18 protein-coding genes are annotated in these 16,554 nt (G+C 32.7%); 12 read left to right on the forward strand and 6 right to left on the reverse strand.

All coding sequences use genetic code 11. From position 1 onward, the window contains the following. Window positions 1–64 precede the first annotated feature (64 nt). The 3 genes from VBY68_RS06130 (at window position 65) to VBY68_RS06140 (ending at window position 2,597) form a co-directional block, all read left to right on the forward strand. Entirely contained in the window at window positions 65–1,621 is a 1,557-nt protein-coding gene (locus VBY68_RS06130; RefSeq protein WP_273694883.1) for an NAD(P)/FAD-dependent oxidoreductase, read from the forward strand. A 79-nt stretch (window positions 1,622–1,700) separates the two neighbouring features. Further along, window positions 1,701–2,336, forward strand: a complete 636-nt coding sequence (locus VBY68_RS06135) for a YqaA family protein (RefSeq protein ID WP_121146097.1) — start codon at window positions 1,701–1,703, stop codon at window positions 2,334–2,336. A gap of 12 nt (window positions 2,337–2,348) precedes the next feature. Further along, window positions 2,349–2,597: a DUF1456 family protein gene (locus VBY68_RS06140; protein WP_273694884.1), complete on the forward strand. Its 249-nt coding sequence runs from the start codon at window positions 2,349–2,351 to the stop codon at window positions 2,595–2,597. A 234-nt stretch (window positions 2,598–2,831) separates the two neighbouring features. Here the strand turns inward: VBY68_RS06140 and VBY68_RS06145 are convergent, their stop codons facing one another. Both VBY68_RS06145 and VBY68_RS06150 read right to left on the reverse strand, forming a co-directional pair. Further along, on the reverse strand, window positions 2,832–3,197 hold the full coding sequence (locus tag VBY68_RS06145; RefSeq protein ID WP_099215941.1) for a DUF3127 domain-containing protein: 366 nt from the start codon (window positions 3,195–3,197) through the stop codon (window positions 2,832–2,834). 7 nt (window positions 3,198–3,204) lie between these two features. Further along, window positions 3,205–4,065 (reverse strand): flavin reductase family protein, encoded by an 861-nt coding sequence (locus VBY68_RS06150; RefSeq protein ID WP_274639215.1) that lies wholly within the window; start codon window positions 4,063–4,065, stop codon window positions 3,205–3,207. A 75-nt stretch (window positions 4,066–4,140) separates the two neighbouring features. Here VBY68_RS06150 and VBY68_RS06155 point away from each other — a divergent pair, with 75 nt between their 5' ends. Further along, window positions 4,141–5,289: a sensor histidine kinase gene (locus tag VBY68_RS06155; RefSeq protein WP_099215939.1), complete on the forward strand. Its 1,149-nt coding sequence runs from the start codon at window positions 4,141–4,143 to the stop codon at window positions 5,287–5,289. Between the two features lie 7 nt (window positions 5,290–5,296). On the opposite strand, the gene VBY68_RS06160 is transcribed toward VBY68_RS06155, so the two are convergent. The 3 genes from VBY68_RS06160 to greA form a co-directional block, all read right to left on the reverse strand. Further along, the gene (locus tag VBY68_RS06160) at window positions 5,297–5,428 is read right to left on the reverse strand and encodes a hypothetical protein (protein WP_255406699.1); all 132 of its coding nucleotides are present in this window, start codon (window positions 5,426–5,428) and stop codon (window positions 5,297–5,299) included. Between the two features lie 67 nt (window positions 5,429–5,495). Next, a complete protein-coding gene (locus VBY68_RS06165; RefSeq protein ID WP_415269229.1) occupies window positions 5,496–5,888 on the reverse strand; it encodes an HIT family protein in 393 nt (130 codons plus the stop codon). A 100-nt stretch (window positions 5,889–5,988) separates the two neighbouring features. Beyond that, window positions 5,989–6,462 carry a transcription elongation factor GreA gene (gene greA / locus VBY68_RS06170; protein WP_099215937.1) on the reverse strand — a complete coding sequence of 158 codons (474 nt, stop codon included), beginning with the start codon at window positions 6,460–6,462 and terminating at the stop codon, window positions 5,989–5,991. Window positions 6,463–6,656: 194 nt separating this feature from the next. Between greA and VBY68_RS06175 the strand changes: the two genes are divergently transcribed. The 8 genes from VBY68_RS06175 to VBY68_RS06210 all read left to right on the forward strand — a co-directional run bounded on the left by VBY68_RS06175 (window position 6,657) and on the right by VBY68_RS06210 (window position 15,319). Continuing rightward, window positions 6,657–7,067 carry a Rieske (2Fe-2S) protein gene (locus tag VBY68_RS06175; RefSeq protein WP_121146101.1) on the forward strand — a complete coding sequence of 137 codons (411 nt, stop codon included), beginning with the start codon at window positions 6,657–6,659 and terminating at the stop codon, window positions 7,065–7,067. 66 nt (window positions 7,068–7,133) lie between these two features. After that, the gene (locus VBY68_RS06180; RefSeq protein ID WP_415269230.1) at window positions 7,134–8,291 is read left to right on the forward strand and encodes a 5-(carboxyamino)imidazole ribonucleotide synthase; all 1,158 of its coding nucleotides are present in this window, start codon (window positions 7,134–7,136) and stop codon (window positions 8,289–8,291) included. 38 nt (window positions 8,292–8,329) lie between these two features. Continuing rightward, entirely contained in the window at window positions 8,330–8,809 is a 480-nt protein-coding gene (purE, locus tag VBY68_RS06185; RefSeq protein ID WP_099215934.1) for a 5-(carboxyamino)imidazole ribonucleotide mutase, read from the forward strand. An 81-nt stretch (window positions 8,810–8,890) separates the two neighbouring features. Continuing rightward, on the forward strand, window positions 8,891–10,924 hold the full coding sequence (locus VBY68_RS06190) for a M3 family metallopeptidase (protein WP_415269231.1): 2,034 nt from the start codon (window positions 8,891–8,893) through the stop codon (window positions 10,922–10,924). Between the two features lie 133 nt (window positions 10,925–11,057). Next, window positions 11,058–11,396 carry a hypothetical protein gene (locus VBY68_RS06195; protein ID WP_415269232.1) on the forward strand — a complete coding sequence of 113 codons (339 nt, stop codon included), beginning with the start codon at window positions 11,058–11,060 and terminating at the stop codon, window positions 11,394–11,396. A 187-nt stretch (window positions 11,397–11,583) separates the two neighbouring features. Further along, window positions 11,584–13,944 (forward strand): TonB-dependent receptor, encoded by a 2,361-nt coding sequence (locus tag VBY68_RS06200; RefSeq protein ID WP_415269233.1) that lies wholly within the window; start codon window positions 11,584–11,586, stop codon window positions 13,942–13,944. 19 nt (window positions 13,945–13,963) lie between these two features. After that, complete coding sequence (locus VBY68_RS06205; protein ID WP_415269234.1) at window positions 13,964–14,788, forward strand: hypothetical protein; 825 nt, start codon at window positions 13,964–13,966, stop codon at window positions 14,786–14,788. 57 nt (window positions 14,789–14,845) lie between these two features. Beyond that, the gene (locus VBY68_RS06210; RefSeq protein ID WP_415269235.1) at window positions 14,846–15,319 is read left to right on the forward strand and encodes a DUF4625 domain-containing protein; all 474 of its coding nucleotides are present in this window, start codon (window positions 14,846–14,848) and stop codon (window positions 15,317–15,319) included. 3 nt (window positions 15,320–15,322) lie between these two features. Here VBY68_RS06210 and VBY68_RS06215 read toward each other — a convergent pair whose 3' ends face one another. Then, the gene (locus VBY68_RS06215) at window positions 15,323–16,552 is read right to left on the reverse strand and encodes a glycosyltransferase (RefSeq protein ID WP_415269236.1); all 1,230 of its coding nucleotides are present in this window, start codon (window positions 16,550–16,552) and stop codon (window positions 15,323–15,325) included. Window positions 16,553–16,554 lie beyond the last annotated feature (2 nt).

Genomic DNA, 16,554 nt, shown 5'->3' on the forward strand with positions numbered 1-16,554 from the left:
GTATAGGGTTTGATTTGCTAAAATAATTAAATAGACTGAATCTTATTTTAACTAGTTTTGCAGTATGGTAAAAGAACTTCAATTACGTGTTAATTTAGTAGAAGAACGCAAAGACAATATTTTACAGCTAAAAGCTGCTAAGAAGCTAGGTATTAATATAGCTGATATTACTAGCGTAAAAGTGTTACGTAAATCGATAGATGCACGTAAAAAAGAAGTTATTTTTAACTATAAAGTAGCGGTATACATTAACGAACCACAGCCAGATACTCCTGATTATATTTTTGAGTATCAAGACGTATCGAATGCAAAAGAAATTCATATTGTAGGCTTTGGTCCTGCGGGGATGTATGCAGCACTTCGTTGTATTGAATTAGGCTACAAACCTATTGTGTTAGAGCGTGGTAAAAATGTACAAGATCGTCGTAGAGATTTACGTGCTATTAACCAATTTCATGAGGTAAATCCAGATTCTAACTATTGTTTTGGTGAAGGTGGTGCAGGAACGTATTCTGACGGAAAGTTATACACCCGTAGTTTAAAGCGTGGTGATGTTCGTAAAATATTTGAAAACTTAGTATATCACGGTGCTACCGATCAAATTTTAGTCGATGCACATCCGCACATAGGAACTAACAAACTTCCGAAGATTATTCAAAATATTCGCGAAACGATTTTAAAACACGGTGGAGAAGTTCATTTTGAAACTCGTGTTACTGATTTTATCGTTAAAAACAATAAACTACAAGCTATACAACTACAAAATGGTTCTGAAATGGCTGTGAATGCTGTTGTTTTGGCTACAGGGCATTCTGCAAGAGATATATACGAGCTATTGCATAAAAAAGACATTTTACTGAAAGCAAAGTCGTTTGCTATGGGAGTTCGTGTAGAACATCCACAAGAAATTATTGATCAAATTCAATACAGTTGTTCAGGTCAACGTGATGAGTTACTGCCTGCTGCTGCGTATAGTTTAGTTCATCAAGTTGGAAACCGTGGAGTGTATTCATTCTGTATGTGTCCTGGTGGATTCATCGTTCCTGCTGCAACTGCTAATGGTGAAGTTGTAGTAAACGGAATGTCCCCATCGCGTCGTAATAACAAGTTTGCCAACTCGGGTATTGTAGTTGAAATTAATGTAGATAAAGATTTACCAAAGTATGAGAAATACGGAGTTTTAAAAGGCTTACAATATCAAAAAGATTTAGAAAAGTTAGCATTTAACGCAGGCGGAAAAAGTCAAGTTGCTCCAGCGCAACGTTTAACCGATTTTGTGGAAGGTAGATTATCTTCTTCTTTAAACGATTGTTCGTATCAACCCGGATTGAATTCTTCTCCGCTACATTCGTTACTTCCTAAATTAATTGGAAGCAGATTGCGTAAAGGTTTTGCGGCTTTCGGACAAAAAATGCACGGGTATTATACTGCGGAAGCAAACATTGTTGGGGTAGAGTCTAGAACCTCATCACCAGTAAATATTCCAAGAAAAGAAAACCTTGAACATCCACAAATTGAAGGACTCTTTCCTTGTGGTGAAGGTGGTGGTTATGCTGGTGGTATTATTTCGGCTGCTATGGACGGTGAACGCTGTGCTGAGGCTGCCATTGCAAACCTGTAATAATTAACAAATATTTGTTGGTGTAATTTCCAATTACCTCGTACTTTTGCTACTCCTAAAAATTAGAGGCTTTTTAGCGATGAGTAAAAAGAATAAAAAAAATAACAAAAAGAAAATAGATAAGCCGCATTATAAACGTTTACACAACTACTATAATCGCACTGGTTTTTACATGTTCATTTGGATTAGCTTGAAGAAAGCTTTTTGGCCAATTGTTGGAGCTGTTGTAGGTATATTATTATTTAACAAGTATGTTTATAATATTAACGATGGTTTACAACATATGACCGAAACTTTTTCTAGAACGGGAGTTTTAGTTACTTTTTTTATTTCTGAAACAATTTTAGGATTAATTCCGCCAGAAATTTTCATCGCTTGGTCTAAGAAAACAGCCGACCCTATTGTAAATATTTCTTTGTTAGCTACCTTATCTTATTTAGGAGGTTTGTGTGCTTATTTTATAGGTAGGGCTTCTTTAAAGATAGACTCTGTAAGAAATTACTTAGAAGTTAAAATGGCTAAAAACCTTAAAAACACTAGTAAATGGGGTGGATTTTTAATTTTAGTAGGTGCACTATTACCACTACCTTTTGCTATTAGCTGTTTAACTGCTGGTATGATTAAATACCCTTTTAAAAATGTAGTTTTTGTAGGCTTATTTCGTTTTGCTCGTTTTGCTATTTATGCATGGGCTATTTTTTCGGTAGTAAATTAACTTAAAACAATTATGGGACTAACTAACAACGACATTTTTAAAAAGCTACGAGTAGCACATAAATTAAGAGATACTGATATTATTGAAATCTGTGCTTTGGTAGATTTTAAAGTTTCTAAATCGGAAATCAACGCAATCTTTAGAAAAGAAGATCATCCTAAGTATGTGGAGTGCGGAGATCAGTTTTTACGTAACTTTTTAAACGGATTAATTATTCATTTAAGAGGTCCGATGCCAGAGAAAAAGCCAAACAAAAAATAACCACACCACTAACACTTATATAATTAAAAAACCTTCTGATTGAATCAGAAGGTTTTTATTTTCCCCTTAAATTTCTCAATCAATAATTATTTATTGAATGATTATGACACAAATATATAACTGTCTTTTGATACATTATAAGGGATATCCGTAAGTATATATGTAGTTTTCCGCAAAACAAAAAAAGAGCGCAAATTTTGCGCTCTTTTTGTATTCATAGTTTTCTAAATATTCTTAGAAAGGTAAATCATCTGGTTCGTTAGCAGATAAATCTGGAGCTGGCTCAAACTGGTCAGCTGGTGGAATGTTTTGTGAAGCTCCTTGTGCTAAGTTTTCAATTCTCCATCCTTGAATAGAGTTGAAGTATTTAGCTTCTCCTTGTGGGTTAATCCATTCTCTTCCTCTTAAATTAATAGAAACCTTTACATCTTGCCCTACCTGGTAATTGTTTAATAAATCACATTTATCTTGAATAAATTCAATTAATAACATTTGAGGATATTGCTCATCAGTAGTTACTACTAGTTCACGCTTTCTAAATCCGTTAGACCCAAATGTTTGTGTCTCGTTAATTAATTTAATTTTTCCTATTACTTCCATTTCTTATCTATTTAATTAAAAGTACCTTCCAAGCACTTTCTACATCATTGTTTTGTAAATACTCTTGTGCAAAAGTATGTTTTTTTTCAGTTGAAATACCCACAAATTGTGAATGTTCTTTCGCAAAGTTATTAACAGCTTCTTCTGTAGGTAGCTGTTCTACATTGCCTAACATACCTAAATTGTTCCCTGTTAATACTGTACTGTTTTTTATTTCAGCAGGTATTTGGTCTACTCCAATTCCTAAGGTAGTTAATGGTTTTGGAATTTCAAAAAAACCATCTCTTGCTCTACTGTAATAATTCCCTCCTGCTCTGGCTACTAAATCTATTTTATGTTGATCTATACTACCATCTTCTGCCAATACATTTTCGTTTACATGTAGTTTTACTACCTCACAAACAATTAAGTTTCCTGCTCCACCTTCTTCACCTGTATAAATTATATCTTTTACTTTACACTCAAATTGTACAGGAGACTCCGCTACTCTAAACGGCTTTACCTCATCTGAAGGTAACATTGTAAAACCAGCTTTTATAAACTCATTTACTCCTTTTGGGTACATGGTACTACTCAACGACATTTGCTGAACAATATCGTAATTCACAATATTAATAACCACTTCTCTGGTTGCTTCAGCGTTGTCTAAAGTATGTTTGGTTTTATTTCCTCTTACACTACGTGCTGGAGAAAAAATCATAATTGGTGGGTTTGCCCCAAATACATTAAAAAAACTAAATGGTGATAAATTTGGATTTCCATCTGCATCTACAGTACTTGCAAAAGCAATAGGTCTTGGAGCTACAGCTCCTAATAAATATCCATGCAGTTTAGAAGTTGGTATATCTTTAGGGTTTATTGATAACATTCTGTATAATTTTAGTGTAAATATACTACCTATTTATAAATTTAGTTATTCTAGATAATAGTTTATATTTGATTGATGGCTTTTTTTAGAAACACTTATTGGGTAAAGCGTATTGCAATTAGTATTTCCTTACTTATCGTTTTATTTATTTTATGGAATACTTACGTGTTTTTTCAAAAATTTAAAAAGGATGAGCGTGCTAAGATGGAGATTTATGCCACTGCTATTAAAGAAGTGGTATCTAACCCAAATTCAGATGGTAACTTTAATTTAGTAAATAAAGTTTATGAAACCATAGAGAATATTCCTTCTATTTTGGTTGGTAAAGATGGACAGATAAAGCAGTTTCATAACTTAGATTCTATAAAGTCTACAGACCCAAAGTATCTTCAACAGCAATTGAACATTATGAAAAAACAGAATGAACCAATTGCGATAGAGTACTTAGGTATTAAAGAACATATTTACTACAGAAATTCTGATCTTTTATACAAACTTAAATACTACCCGCTTGCCTTAGTACTAATTTTAGGGTTATTCCTTACTATTATTTACATGGTGTACAAGTCTAACAAAGTTGCTGAACAAAATAAGTTGTGGACAGGAATGGCTAAAGAAACTGCGCATCAAATAGGAACACCGCTTTCTTCTTTATTAGGTTGGATAGCTATTTTACGTGCTGAGGATGTTAGCAGTGATTATGTTGATGAAATTGAAAAAGATGTGCGACGCTTAAACACCATCGCAAATCGTTTTTCTAAAATAGGATCTCTTCCAGAGTTAAAACCTTTCAACGTTGTATCTATTACTAAAGCTGCTTATGACTACTTAGAGAATAGAAGTTCTAAACAAATTTCTTTTTCTTTTACTACCGAAGCAGAAGAAATTCGCGCCAACCTAAATACCGAGTTATATGGTTGGGTAATAGAAAACTTAATTAAAAATGCTATTGATGCTATGCAAGGTAAAGGAAGTTTATCTGTTAGCATTAGCAAAAACTCTAAGAATATAAAAATTCTAATTACTGATACCGGTAAAGGGATTCCTAAAACACAGTTTTCACTAATATTCAACCCAGGATTTACCACAAAAAAACGCGGTTGGGGACTTGGTTTATCGCTCTCTAAACGTATTATTGAGGATTATCACAACGGAAAAATACACGTGTTAAAATCTGAAATAGGAAAAGGAACTACTTTTGAAATTTTATTGAATAAGGTTTAGTCCATTTTTATTCTTTTTCTACTCTCTTTTTCATGGTAAGTCCAAAAAGTACTCCTCCTATTCCCCATATAACAATACCAATTATTACACTCTTTAAAGTTATCTTTTCACCATCGTACCATGGATACAGAACGGTCATAACAAAAAACATAGTTGCTCCTCATCCTAAACCAGTTTTCAACCACTTTTTCATAGCTCTTTTTTATTTATTCAAAATTCTTAGCAATCCCTTCAGCAACTGCTACAAACTCTTCATTTGTTAATTTTTCTTTCTTTACAAATCGAATGTCCTCCATGGTTTGTAATGGAATTAAATGTACATGTACATGAGGTACTTCTAAGCCAATTACACTCATTCCTATGCGTTCACATGGAATAGTTTTCTCAATCGCTTTGGCTACTCTGTAAGAAAAAGACATTAATCCATCGTACTCTTCTTTCGATAAGTCAAATAATTTATTTTCCTCTCGTTTAGGAATAACCAATGTATGTCCTTTTGCATTTGGGTTGATATCTAAAAAAGCAAAATAGTTATCATCTTCTGCTATTTTGTATGATGGAATTTCTCCATTTATAATCTTTGTAAAAATACTTGCCATGTTTTTTATTTAATTTTACAGTAAAAATAAAAAAGAAATCGGGTTCTAGCGAAGCTAAAACCCGAATAAATCTTTACTCTTTTATATTTGTTCTTTTCTCTTATCGAGAAATCTCCATAACTTCAAACTTCATAATTCCGTTAGGTACTTGTATTTCGGCTACATCACCTACTTTTTTACCTAATAAACCTTTACCTATTGGTGAGTTTACAGATAACTTTCCGTTTCTTACATCACTTTCACTATCTGCAACAAGTGTGTAGGTAAACTCCATTCCGTTAACTGTATTTTTAATCTTAACTATTGAGTGAATTAAGATTTTAGACATGTCTAACTGACTTTCATCAATAACACGAGCATTAGCTACTACATTTTTTAGCTTAGCTATTTTTGTTTCTAATAACGATTGTTCTTCTTTTGCAGCATGGTATTCTGCATTCTCACTCAAATCTCCTTTATCACGAGCATCCGCTATTTCTTGAGAAACACGTGGTCTTTCTACTTGCTCTAAATGTGCTAACTCTTCTTTAAGTTTCTTTAATCCTTCTTCCGTATAATATGATACATTACTCATCTCTTCTCTCTTTTTAAAATCAACAAACTTTTATATGCTTTCCTTAACGTTTTGTAAGAAGCATATAACTTTTCTTCCTAGAACCCTGAGGGTTAAATTTAAAAATCCCACGCCGCTAGGAATGAGATTGTCTTACAAATGTACAAAATATTTGTAACTTCGTTGCGTTACAATAACAACTTCTATACTAAAAAATGAAAAAAATATTTTATTTATTTCTTGTTATAATTTGTTCTAGCTGTAGTGATAACACTCCTATTAACAATTGCTTTTCTGGAATAAAAATGAATGCTATCATCGATTTATCGCTTCCAGAATTTAGCGGTTTATTAGTTCCTGGAGGAGAATCTCAAAATGTAATACAAGGGAGAAATGTTTTTATTTTTAGAACAGGAACCTCTGGTTACAGAGCTTTTGACCAGCAATGCCCAGAGCAAAACTGTAACTCTTTAATGACTTTTAACGGAGTAGAAATTACCTGTCCTTGTGATGATAAAAAATACAACTACCTTTCAGGTGGTGCTCCTTTAGATGGTGAAGGTTGTAATGCATTAATGTATTTTGTTACTCCCATTAGTAACAATCAGTTAAGAATATCTCGTTAATACTATTTGTACTAACAATTAGATTCTTATTTTTGCAGCAACAACAACACAATTAACACATTTATCGTGAAAAACTACTTTTCTTCAAACTTTAAATTGGGTGTTCTAGGAGGCGGCCAATTAGGAAGAATGTTACTTACCGAAACGCAAAAATTCGATATCTATACTGTTATTTTAGACGGAAATGCTGACGCTCCTTGTGCTCAGATATGTAACGAATTTCATCAAGGAGATTTATTGGATTATGATACTGTTTACAATTTTGGAAAACAAGTAGATTTGTTAACCATAGAAATTGAAAACGTAAATATTGATGCTTTAGATACTTTAGAAGCTGAAGGGGTAACCATTTTTCCAAAGCCTAAAAACTTAAGAACTATTCAAAATAAAGCACACCAAAAGGTGTTTTATCACGACAATAATATCCCTACGGCTGACTTTTCTAGGTTTACTTCTTTAGAAGAGTTAAAACACGCTATTAGTAACGATGCTGTTACGTTTCCTTTTGTATGGAAATCTGCTCGATTTGGATATGACGGTAATGGGGTAAAAATTGTTCGTGCCATCAACGATTTAGAAAACCTACCTACTGGTGAGTGTATTTCTGAAAAACTAGTTCCTTTTAAAAATGAATTAGCTGTTATTGTTGCAAGAAATGCAATCGGGGAAACCAAAACCTATCCTGTAGTTGAAATGGAATTTCACTCAGAAGCTAATCAAGTAGAATATGTAATTTGTCCTGCAAGAATTGAGGATGCAGTTGCCAAAAAAGCGCGCGAAGTTGCTTTAAAAGTTGCTGATGCTTTTGATTTTGTTGGATTATTAGCTGTGGAAATGTTTCAAACTAAAGATGACAACATCTTAGTAAACGAAGCTGCCCCAAGAACTCACAATTCAGGGCATTATTCAATTGAAGCAAGTTATACTAGTCAATTTGAACAACATTTGCGTAGTATTTTAAACCTTCCATTAGGAAATACCGAAAGTAAAGTAGCCGGAATCATGGTGAACTTGGTTGGTGCTGAAGGCTATACTGGTGATGTAGTATATGAAAACATCGAAGAAATTTTAAAGATTGACGGAGTTACCCCTCACATCTACGGAAAAAAGACAACCAAACCTTTCCGTAAAATGGGACACGTAACTATTGTTAATGAAGATATAAATGAAGCGAGAAAAGTCGCTCAACAAGTAAAAGAAACTATTAAGGTAATAGCAAAATAACCTCTCGACTACGCTCGAGATGACAAAAACATAAAATTATGGTAGGAATTATCATGGGAAGCGATTCAGACCTTCCAATTATGCAAGAAGCAATTGATATTTTAGAGAGTTTTGATATTCAAGTAGAAGTAGATATTGTATCTGCACACAGAACTCCTGAAAAGTTATTCGATTATGCTAATAATGCACACAAGCGTGGCGTACAAGTTATTGTTGCTGGTGCTGGTGGTGCTGCTCATTTACCTGGAATGGTAGCAAGTATGAGTCCGTTACCAGTAATTGGAGTTCCTGTTAAAAGTAGAAACTCTATTGATGGTTGGGATTCTGTTTTATCTATTCTTCAAATGCCCGGGGGGGTTCCTGTGGCTACAGTTGCTTTAGATGGAGCTAAAAATGCAGGAATCTTAGCAGCTCAAATTATTGGAGCTTCAGACAAATGTGTATTAGACAAAATAATCGCTTATAAAGAAGGCTTAAAACTGAAAGTTGAAAAAGCTTCTGAAAGAGTAAAAAAATAAGTACCTTAGTACAATATTAACTTGAAGACCTCACAGATTTTTTATTTGTGAGGTTTCTTCAATTTTTTAAACTAAATTTTCATGACTAAAAATCCACTTTTACAAGATTTTAATACTCCCCCTTTTTCTCAAATTAAAGAAGAAGATTATAAACCCGCTATAAAGGAAGCTATACAAATAGCAAAAGATGAAATTAACGCTATTATAGAAAATCCTGAAGCTCCAACTTTTGAAAACACTACGGTTGCTTTAGATAATACAGGTAATACGTTGGATAGAGCTACTTCTATCTTTTTCAACTTAAACTCTGCTGAAACAAATGAAGAAATTCAAAAAATAGCGAAAGATATTTCGCCTTGGTTAAGTGAGTTTAGAAACGACATGATTTTAAATGAAGAATTGTTTAAACGTGTAAAAACCGTATACGATCAATTGTCTGTTTTAAACTTGACTCCTGAACAAGAAATGTTGTTAGATAAGCAATACAAAAGTTTTGCGCGTAACGGAGCGAATTTAAATGAAGATGATAAAGCTGAACTTCGCAAAATTGATGCTGAGTTAGCAAAATTATCGTTACAGTTTGGAGAGCATGTATTGGCTGAAACCAATGCTTTTGAATTATTAATTACCAATGAAGATGATTTAGCTGGTTTACCAGAAAGCGCTAAAGAAGCTGCTAAAGAACTTGCTAATTCGAAAGGTAAAGAGGGTTGGATAATTACCTTAGATTATCCAAGTTATATTCCTTTTATGACCTATGCTGATAATAGAGAATTGAGAAAAAAATTAGCAATAGCTTTTGGTAAAAAAGGGTTTCAGCAAAATAAATATAACAATGAACAAGTTGTAAAAGATATTGTAACCCTACGTCATAAAAGAGCAAACCTATTAGGTTATAAAACCCACGCTCACTTTGTATTAGAAGAGCGTATGGCTGAAACTCCTGAAAAAGTTATGGAGTTTTTAAATGAGTTATTAGAAAAGGCCAAACCTGCTGCACAACGTGAGTTTAAAAACTTAGAAGCGTATGCTAAAAAATTGGATGGAATTGACCAACTGCAAAAATGGGACGGTGCTTACTATTCTGAAAAACTAAAAAAAGAGTTATTTAACTTAGATCAAGAGTTACTGAAACCTTACTTTAAATTAGAAAATGTAATTGATGGTGTGTTTACTGTGGCCAACAAATTGTATAATTTACAGTTTGAAGAAATTGACAGTATTGATAAGTATCATGAAGATGTTAAAACCTATGCTGTAACAGATACTGATAGTAATTTTGTTTCGTATTTCTATGCAGATTTTCATCCAAGACCTGGAAAACGTAATGGTGCGTGGATGACTTCTTATAAATCACAATATAGGAGTAACGATACTAACGAAAGACCTCAAGTATCTATCGTTTGTAACTTTACCAAACCTACGCAAACTAAGCCTTCTTTATTAACTTTTAACGAGGTTACTACCTTATTCCACGAGTTTGGTCACGCCTTACACGGAATGCTTGCCAATACGACTTATAAAAGCTTATCAGGAACTTCTGTTTCTTGGGATTTTGTAGAGTTGCCTAGCCAAGTTTTAGAAAACTGGTGTTACGAAAAAGAAGCGTTGGAGTTATTTGCAAAACATTATGAGACAGGTGAGGTTATTCCTATGGAATATGTTGAGAAGATTAAAGAATCTGCAAGTTTCCATGAAGGAATGCAAACCCTGCGTCAATTAAGCTTCGGATTATTAGATATGTCTTGGCACTCTGGAGATTCTCCTGAAACAATTACTAATGTTAAAGAATTTGAAACGAATGCTTTCGCAGAAACTAAATTATATCCTGATGTAGCAGAAAACTGTATGAGTACTTCTTTTTCTCATATTTTTCAAGGCGGATACTCAGCTGGATATTACTCTTACAAATGGGCAGAAGTGTTAGATGCTGATGCTTTTGAATATTTTAAAGAGGAAGGTATTTTTAACAAAGAGGTTGCAGATAAATTTAAAAACAACGTATTATCTAAAGGAGGAACAGAAGAGCCTATGGAATTATACAAACGTTTTAGAGGAAGAGAGCCAAAACCAGATGCTTTATTAAGACGCGCTGGATTGATTGACAAGAATTAATACAATTACATTTCAATATTCAAAATAGTCCTTTTTTATAAGAAAGGGACTATTTTTTTAGAAAAAATTAACACAATTTCACATATAAAAAGTTTGCTCAGCCCTTACTTTTGTTTCCCTACAGTTATAAAAAATGAGCTTGAATAAAAATAGCATATTTAGTAAAATCGCCTCTTTATCTTTGGTGGTTCTTCTTATACTTCCTATTCTTATAAAAGCTGCCCATCATCATGAAAATGAAGCACACCATCATAACTGTAAAGAAAAATCTACTCACTTACACGAATCGGTAAACGACCATTGTGATATTTGTTATTTTTCTTTTGCTTCATTTGATGTACCTACACAAAATTTCTCACAAGCTTTAGCTATTCTTCCTAGTAAGGCAATAATAGATAATTACAAATCAATTATCTTACCTTCTTACCACTCTCTGAATAGAAAGCTTAGAGGACCTCCTACAAACTTGTAACATATTATTTTTAGAACATTTGTACTCTTTTTATAAGAGTGTGTATTTATGTAACCCTAAAACTAGGTTTTGCACTGTAATTACATATACTTACTCCTATTTATAGTCGTGTGTTCTAAATTTATTTAATCAATAGTCGATTTTTTCTATTTCGGCTAACACAATTCGTTTTTAAATTCTGTTTACAATGACAAAACAAAGCTTAGGTGCTTTATTTTGTGTATTGTTTCATGCAATTCTTTTTAGTCAGAATACCAGTTCTGTTACTATTAAGGTAATTGATGGAACAACACAAAGTGAGTTACCCAATGCTCACGTGAGTATTGGTTCAAAGCACGCCTACACAAACACTAAAGGAAATAGTAGTTTTTACAAACTTTTGAACAAAGAGTATCTCTTAACTGTTACTCATGTTGGATATGTTAATTATCAAGAAAACATATCTCCTACTAACTCAGTAATAATCATCCCTTTAACACAAGACAATTCAGTGTTAAATGAGGTGGTTATTGCACAAAAACCTAAAAAAACACTAACAAAGTTCTCCAGTAACACACAAAGGATTGATGTTAGTTTTTTAGAGAAAAACAGAGACAATAGTTTAATGCAAACTCTTAAAGATATTCCAGGGATTAGCACAATTACTATTGGTTCTGGTCAATCCAAACCTACTATTAGAGGTTTAGGTTTTAATAGAGTTGTTGTTGTTGAAAATGGTATAAAACACGAAGCACAACAATGGGGAGCCGATCATGGTTTGGAAATAGACCAATATAATATTGATAATATTGAGGTTACTAAAGGAGCTGCTTCATTGCTCTATGGTTCTGATGCAATATCTGGTGTAATTAGCTTGAAAAATAACTTACTACCTGATGTTAATTCTTTTTCAGGTGAACTAAACCTCACCAACAGAAGTAACAACGATTTTTATGGAGTTTCTTTGGGAGTTAAACAACGTTATAATCATTGGTATTACAAAGCTAGAATAACTCATGAAGATTATGGCGACTATAAAGTTCCTACCAAAAAAATCACATACGATAATTACATTTTTGACTTGCATAAAAACTACTTACGTAACACAGCAGGGTACAACCATAATGTTGGAGTTTCTATAGGTTATGTATCAGATAATATTAGCTCTATAACTTCTTTTAGTAATGTAAATTCTAAAAATGGTTTTTTCGCTAATGCACATGGTCTTGAAGTGAGAACTTCTAAAATAGATTACGATTTTGACAATAGAGATATTGACTTACCACATCATAAAGTTAATCATTTTAAAATAACGAATAACACCAGTTTTTTGTTCCCCAATTACACGTTAGATGTTCAGCTTGGGCTTCAAAAAAATCATCGCGAAGAACACTCAGAACCTGTTCCGCATGGTTATATGCCCAAGCCGTCATCTACAATGGAACGCTTGTTTAAGAAGGACACCTACAGTCTTAATGTAAAAAATAAATTACACTATTTTGAAAAGCATAAAGTTACCACGGGTATAAACTTAGAGTACCAAGATAATGCTATTGATGGCTGGGGATTTCTTATTCCTGAATATACTCGTTTTACAGTTGGGGCTTTTGTATACGATCAAATAAAACTCAACAACAATTTATATTTAGATGGTGGTGTACGCTACGATTATGGTGTAATAAAAACACAACCCTATTACGAATGGTTTTTATCTCCAGTTACTGACGAAAACGGAAATACTACTCAGCAACAACTACAGCGTTCAGAAAGAAAGAATTTAACTTTTGGAAGTTTTAGTGCTTCAGCTGGATTAAGTTATGGACTTAAAAACACTTCGTATAAAATAAATATAGGTAAGAGTTTTAGAATTCCACTAGCAAACGAATTGGCTTCGGACGGAGTAAATTATCACATGTACCGATATGAAGAAGGGAATCTTGATTTAGAGCCTGAAAGTTCTTATCAAATAGACGGAGAGTTTAAAGCAAACTTTAGTAAGACTTCTTTTCAGGTTACTCCTTTTGTTAATTATTTTGATAATTATATTTATTTAAGCCCAACTTCAGAGTATTACGAAACACTTCAGAAGTATCAATACAGTCAAAGTCGTGTTTTTAGATATGGTGGTGAAATTATGGCACAATATGAACCTATTGATAAATTATCGATTACAGGTTCTGTAGAGTATGTAAAAGCAAGACAATTAAGTGGTAAAAAGAAAAACTTCACTCTACCCTTTTCTCCTCCGTTAACAGGAGTTGTTTCGCTTGAGTATACATTGAATCCTTGGTTAACTTTTGGCGACACTAAACTATTCTCAAGTGTACGATTGGTTTCAGATCAAAACAACATTGTACCTCCCGAAAAAACTACAAAAGGGTATTCTTTAATAAATATCGGTTTGCATACGAGTGTAGGTCTTTTCTCAAAAAAACAACCTCTTAAAATTCAAGGGAGGTTAAATAACATTTTAAACAACAAAGTATTCGACCACACTAGTTTCTATAGACTTATAGAAGTTCCTGAGCCTGGAAGAAACTTTTCAATAACAATTATACAAACATTTTAATCATTTAATTTTTTTAATCATGAAAAACACATTTAAATCAGCAATCTTATTTTTTGTAAGTCTTTTAATTATTTCTTGTAGTGATGAAGATAACATACCAGAAACTTTTGATGAAAACATCAATACAGAACGCTTTAAAAGCATGGAATTAGGTAATTCTGATTTTGTTTTACCACAATCAAACGTAGATGTTCATATTGAATTTGACTACGAAGGAACTAGTAAGGTTTCTAAAATTTATTTTGATGTTGAAGCTTTTGATGTTCCAAAAGTAAAGACAGGTGAGTTAATTTGGGGATTAAAGAATCATTTAGTTCCTGTTGATAATTATGAAGGTCAATTAAACCCTCATATTCACTATCATGTATATTTTGATGAAGAGAACAAATACACTCCTTCTTTTACACCTGCTGAAGGAGTTTATAAGTTTAAAATTACAGTTGAACATGAAGACGGAACTAAAAGTGCCATTACTAAAAAGTTACACATTATTCAAAAGTTTAAAGACTTAGAAATTGGTGATAATAACTCAATCGCTTTTGGAAAAGATGAGCTACATACCGAATTTGAATATGTTTCTGGTAATAATACTGTTACTGAAATTAAATACGAATTTTGGTTCAAAGAATGGAGAGAAGGACAAAATGTTGAAGTTGGTAAGTGGGATAAAGTAATTTCTGTTTTACCTAAAGAATTGTATGAAGGAGTTAAAAACCCGCACATACATTATCACTACGATTTAATTTCTGGAGTTCCTGTAGGAAGTTACTGGTTAAACATCTATGCGAAAGAAAGTGGTGAAAGCGAAACTGTAAAGTTGTCTATTCCAATCGAAATAAAGTAATTATAACTCAAAAGGCTACTTGGTTTCTCAAGTAGTCTTTTACAATAACAAACCATTATGAAATTATTAAAAATAACGTGTATTTTACTTCTCCTAACTATATTAAACATAGGCTGTAGTAGTGAATCAGAAGAACCAGATACAGAAAAGCCAACTATTACTTTAAACTACAACGAAGGTTTTCCCAAGTCGTGTACTGTTTTAGAAAAAGGGAAAGAATATACCATACGAGTAAAAGTCTCTGACAACATTGCATTGGCAACTTACGCTATAGACATTCATCATAATTTTGATCATCATACACACGATGATCAAGGCTCTAATTGTGAGTTATCTCCTATAAAAGATCCTGTTTCACCTTTAATTTTTATGGAAAACTATACTATTGATAACAACCGTAAAGAATATGAGATAGAACAAAACATTACAATTCCTGCTGATATTGATTCTGGCGATTACCATTGTCAAATTTCTGTAATCGATGTTACTGGATGGCAAAGTAGAACCTCAGTAGATATTAAAATTGAATAAGCTCTACTTCTTATTCTTTTCCTCAATCCACTTGCTCATAAATTTTGTGGATTGTAAGGTTTGATGTTGTAACAAACTTCCAAGAAAATTTTGTGTACGATGTGTTTCAAGGTTTTCTTGGATTTCTTTTATTTTGTTTACAAAAGAAAAAGCTAATTTTTCTTTATCATATATCGAATTGATAATTGCAATTCCTTTTTGTTGAGACTTTTTCCAAAGAATATCATAAGTATACAGCTCTATAGCTTTGTTAGCAAACTTCTCAAAATCATCTTCTATAAATCCGTTCCAAGGTAAATTTCCATGCATACCTTCTGCACCTATTGAAGTAGTAACACTTGGAGTACCACATTCCATTGCTTCGGTTAATTTCCCTTTAATTCCAGCTCCAAAACGAATTGGCGCTAACACTACTCTAGCACTTTTAACTACTTCGAGCGCATCTTCTGCAAAACCTTTTATAATAAATCCTTCTTTTGGTTTATGCAATTGCTTAATTTGCTGCGTAACATAGGCTCCGTAAACATGTAATTCTGCCTCTGGTAATTGCTTTCTTATCGTTTTCCAAATTATTTTTAATTGTAAAACAGCATCGACATTTGGAGCATGAAAAAAGTTACCTATAAACACAAAATGTTTTCGTTCTTCAAACGACTTCCATTTTTTCACTACTTTTTCATCAATTGAATTCAACAAAAAAGGTAAATGATATAGTATAGATTCATCAACTTTAAAAACGTCTTTCAATAACTGCATTTCGTAGGTTGAAATAATCAAACTCATATCACAACGTAAAATAGCAGCGATTTCTCGTTTTGCTTCATCCGATTTCAACAATGCTTCTGTAGAAAATTGTTTTCCTTTTTTTAATTGTTGATGGCGTGTTTTACGTAAAAAATGTAAATCTTCTGTATCTAAAACTCGTAAAGCTTTCGGGCAATGTTCAGCTACACGCCAACCAAATTGTTCTTCCATCATAAAACGATCGAACAACACAACATCTGGTTGCTGTTCTTTAATAAAATCATCAAAAGAACTTGAATTCAATTCAATCGATTTCTCCTCAACTCCCAACTCTGCTAAATTTAAAGAGTTTTCAGTTTTTTGGGCAGGTGTTGCAAAAGTAATGGTATAGTTTTGGTTTTTAAAAACATTAAGTAACTGTAACATTCGGTTACCAGCTCCTGTAGTTTTTTCTATCCAAACATATCCAATTATTAAAAGTTGTTGCATTA

The organism is Tenacibaculum ascidiaceicola, assembly GCF_047470925.1.
GTDB lineage: Bacteria > Bacteroidota > Bacteroidia > Flavobacteriales > Flavobacteriaceae > Polaribacter > Polaribacter discolor.

What these genes read in the sequence shown, in the direction of transcription:
- VBY68_RS06160 (WP_255406699.1), bottom strand. Translation starts at nt 5,428, where the DNA reads ATGACCGTTCTGTATCCATGGTACGATGGTGAAAAGATAACTTTAAAG.
- VBY68_RS06205 (WP_415269234.1), top strand. Translation starts at nt 13,964, where the DNA reads ATGAAAAACACATTTAAATCAGCAATCTTATTTTTTGTAAGTCTTTTA.
- purE (WP_099215934.1), top strand. Translation starts at nt 8,330, where the DNA reads ATGGTAGGAATTATCATGGGAAGCGATTCAGACCTTCCAATTATGCAA.
- VBY68_RS06165 (WP_415269229.1), bottom strand. Translation starts at nt 5,888, where the DNA reads ATGGCAAGTATTTTTACAAAGATTATAAATGGAGAAATTCCATCATAC.
- VBY68_RS06195 (WP_415269232.1), top strand. Translation starts at nt 11,058, where the DNA reads ATGAGCTTGAATAAAAATAGCATATTTAGTAAAATCGCCTCTTTATCT.
- greA (WP_099215937.1), bottom strand. Translation starts at nt 6,462, where the DNA reads ATGAGTAATGTATCATATTATACGGAAGAAGGATTAAAGAAACTTAAA.
- VBY68_RS06140 (WP_273694884.1), top strand. Translation starts at nt 2,349, where the DNA reads ATGGGACTAACTAACAACGACATTTTTAAAAAGCTACGAGTAGCACAT.
- VBY68_RS06135 (WP_121146097.1), top strand. Translation starts at nt 1,701, where the DNA reads ATGAGTAAAAAGAATAAAAAAAATAACAAAAAGAAAATAGATAAGCCG.
- VBY68_RS06155 (WP_099215939.1), top strand. Translation starts at nt 4,141, where the DNA reads ATGGCTTTTTTTAGAAACACTTATTGGGTAAAGCGTATTGCAATTAGT.
- VBY68_RS06210 (WP_415269235.1), top strand. Translation starts at nt 14,846, where the DNA reads ATGAAATTATTAAAAATAACGTGTATTTTACTTCTCCTAACTATATTA.
- VBY68_RS06130 (WP_273694883.1), top strand. Translation starts at nt 65, where the DNA reads ATGGTAAAAGAACTTCAATTACGTGTTAATTTAGTAGAAGAACGCAAA.
- VBY68_RS06190 (WP_415269231.1), top strand. Translation starts at nt 8,891, where the DNA reads ATGACTAAAAATCCACTTTTACAAGATTTTAATACTCCCCCTTTTTCT.
- VBY68_RS06145 (WP_099215941.1), bottom strand. Translation starts at nt 3,197, where the DNA reads ATGGAAGTAATAGGAAAAATTAAATTAATTAACGAGACACAAACATTT.
- VBY68_RS06175 (WP_121146101.1), top strand. Translation starts at nt 6,657, where the DNA reads ATGAAAAAAATATTTTATTTATTTCTTGTTATAATTTGTTCTAGCTGT.
- VBY68_RS06200 (WP_415269233.1), top strand. Translation starts at nt 11,584, where the DNA reads ATGACAAAACAAAGCTTAGGTGCTTTATTTTGTGTATTGTTTCATGCA.
- VBY68_RS06215 (WP_415269236.1), bottom strand. Translation starts at nt 16,552, where the DNA reads ATGCAACAACTTTTAATAATTGGATATGTTTGGATAGAAAAAACTACA.
- VBY68_RS06150 (WP_274639215.1), bottom strand. Translation starts at nt 4,065, where the DNA reads ATGTTATCAATAAACCCTAAAGATATACCAACTTCTAAACTGCATGGA.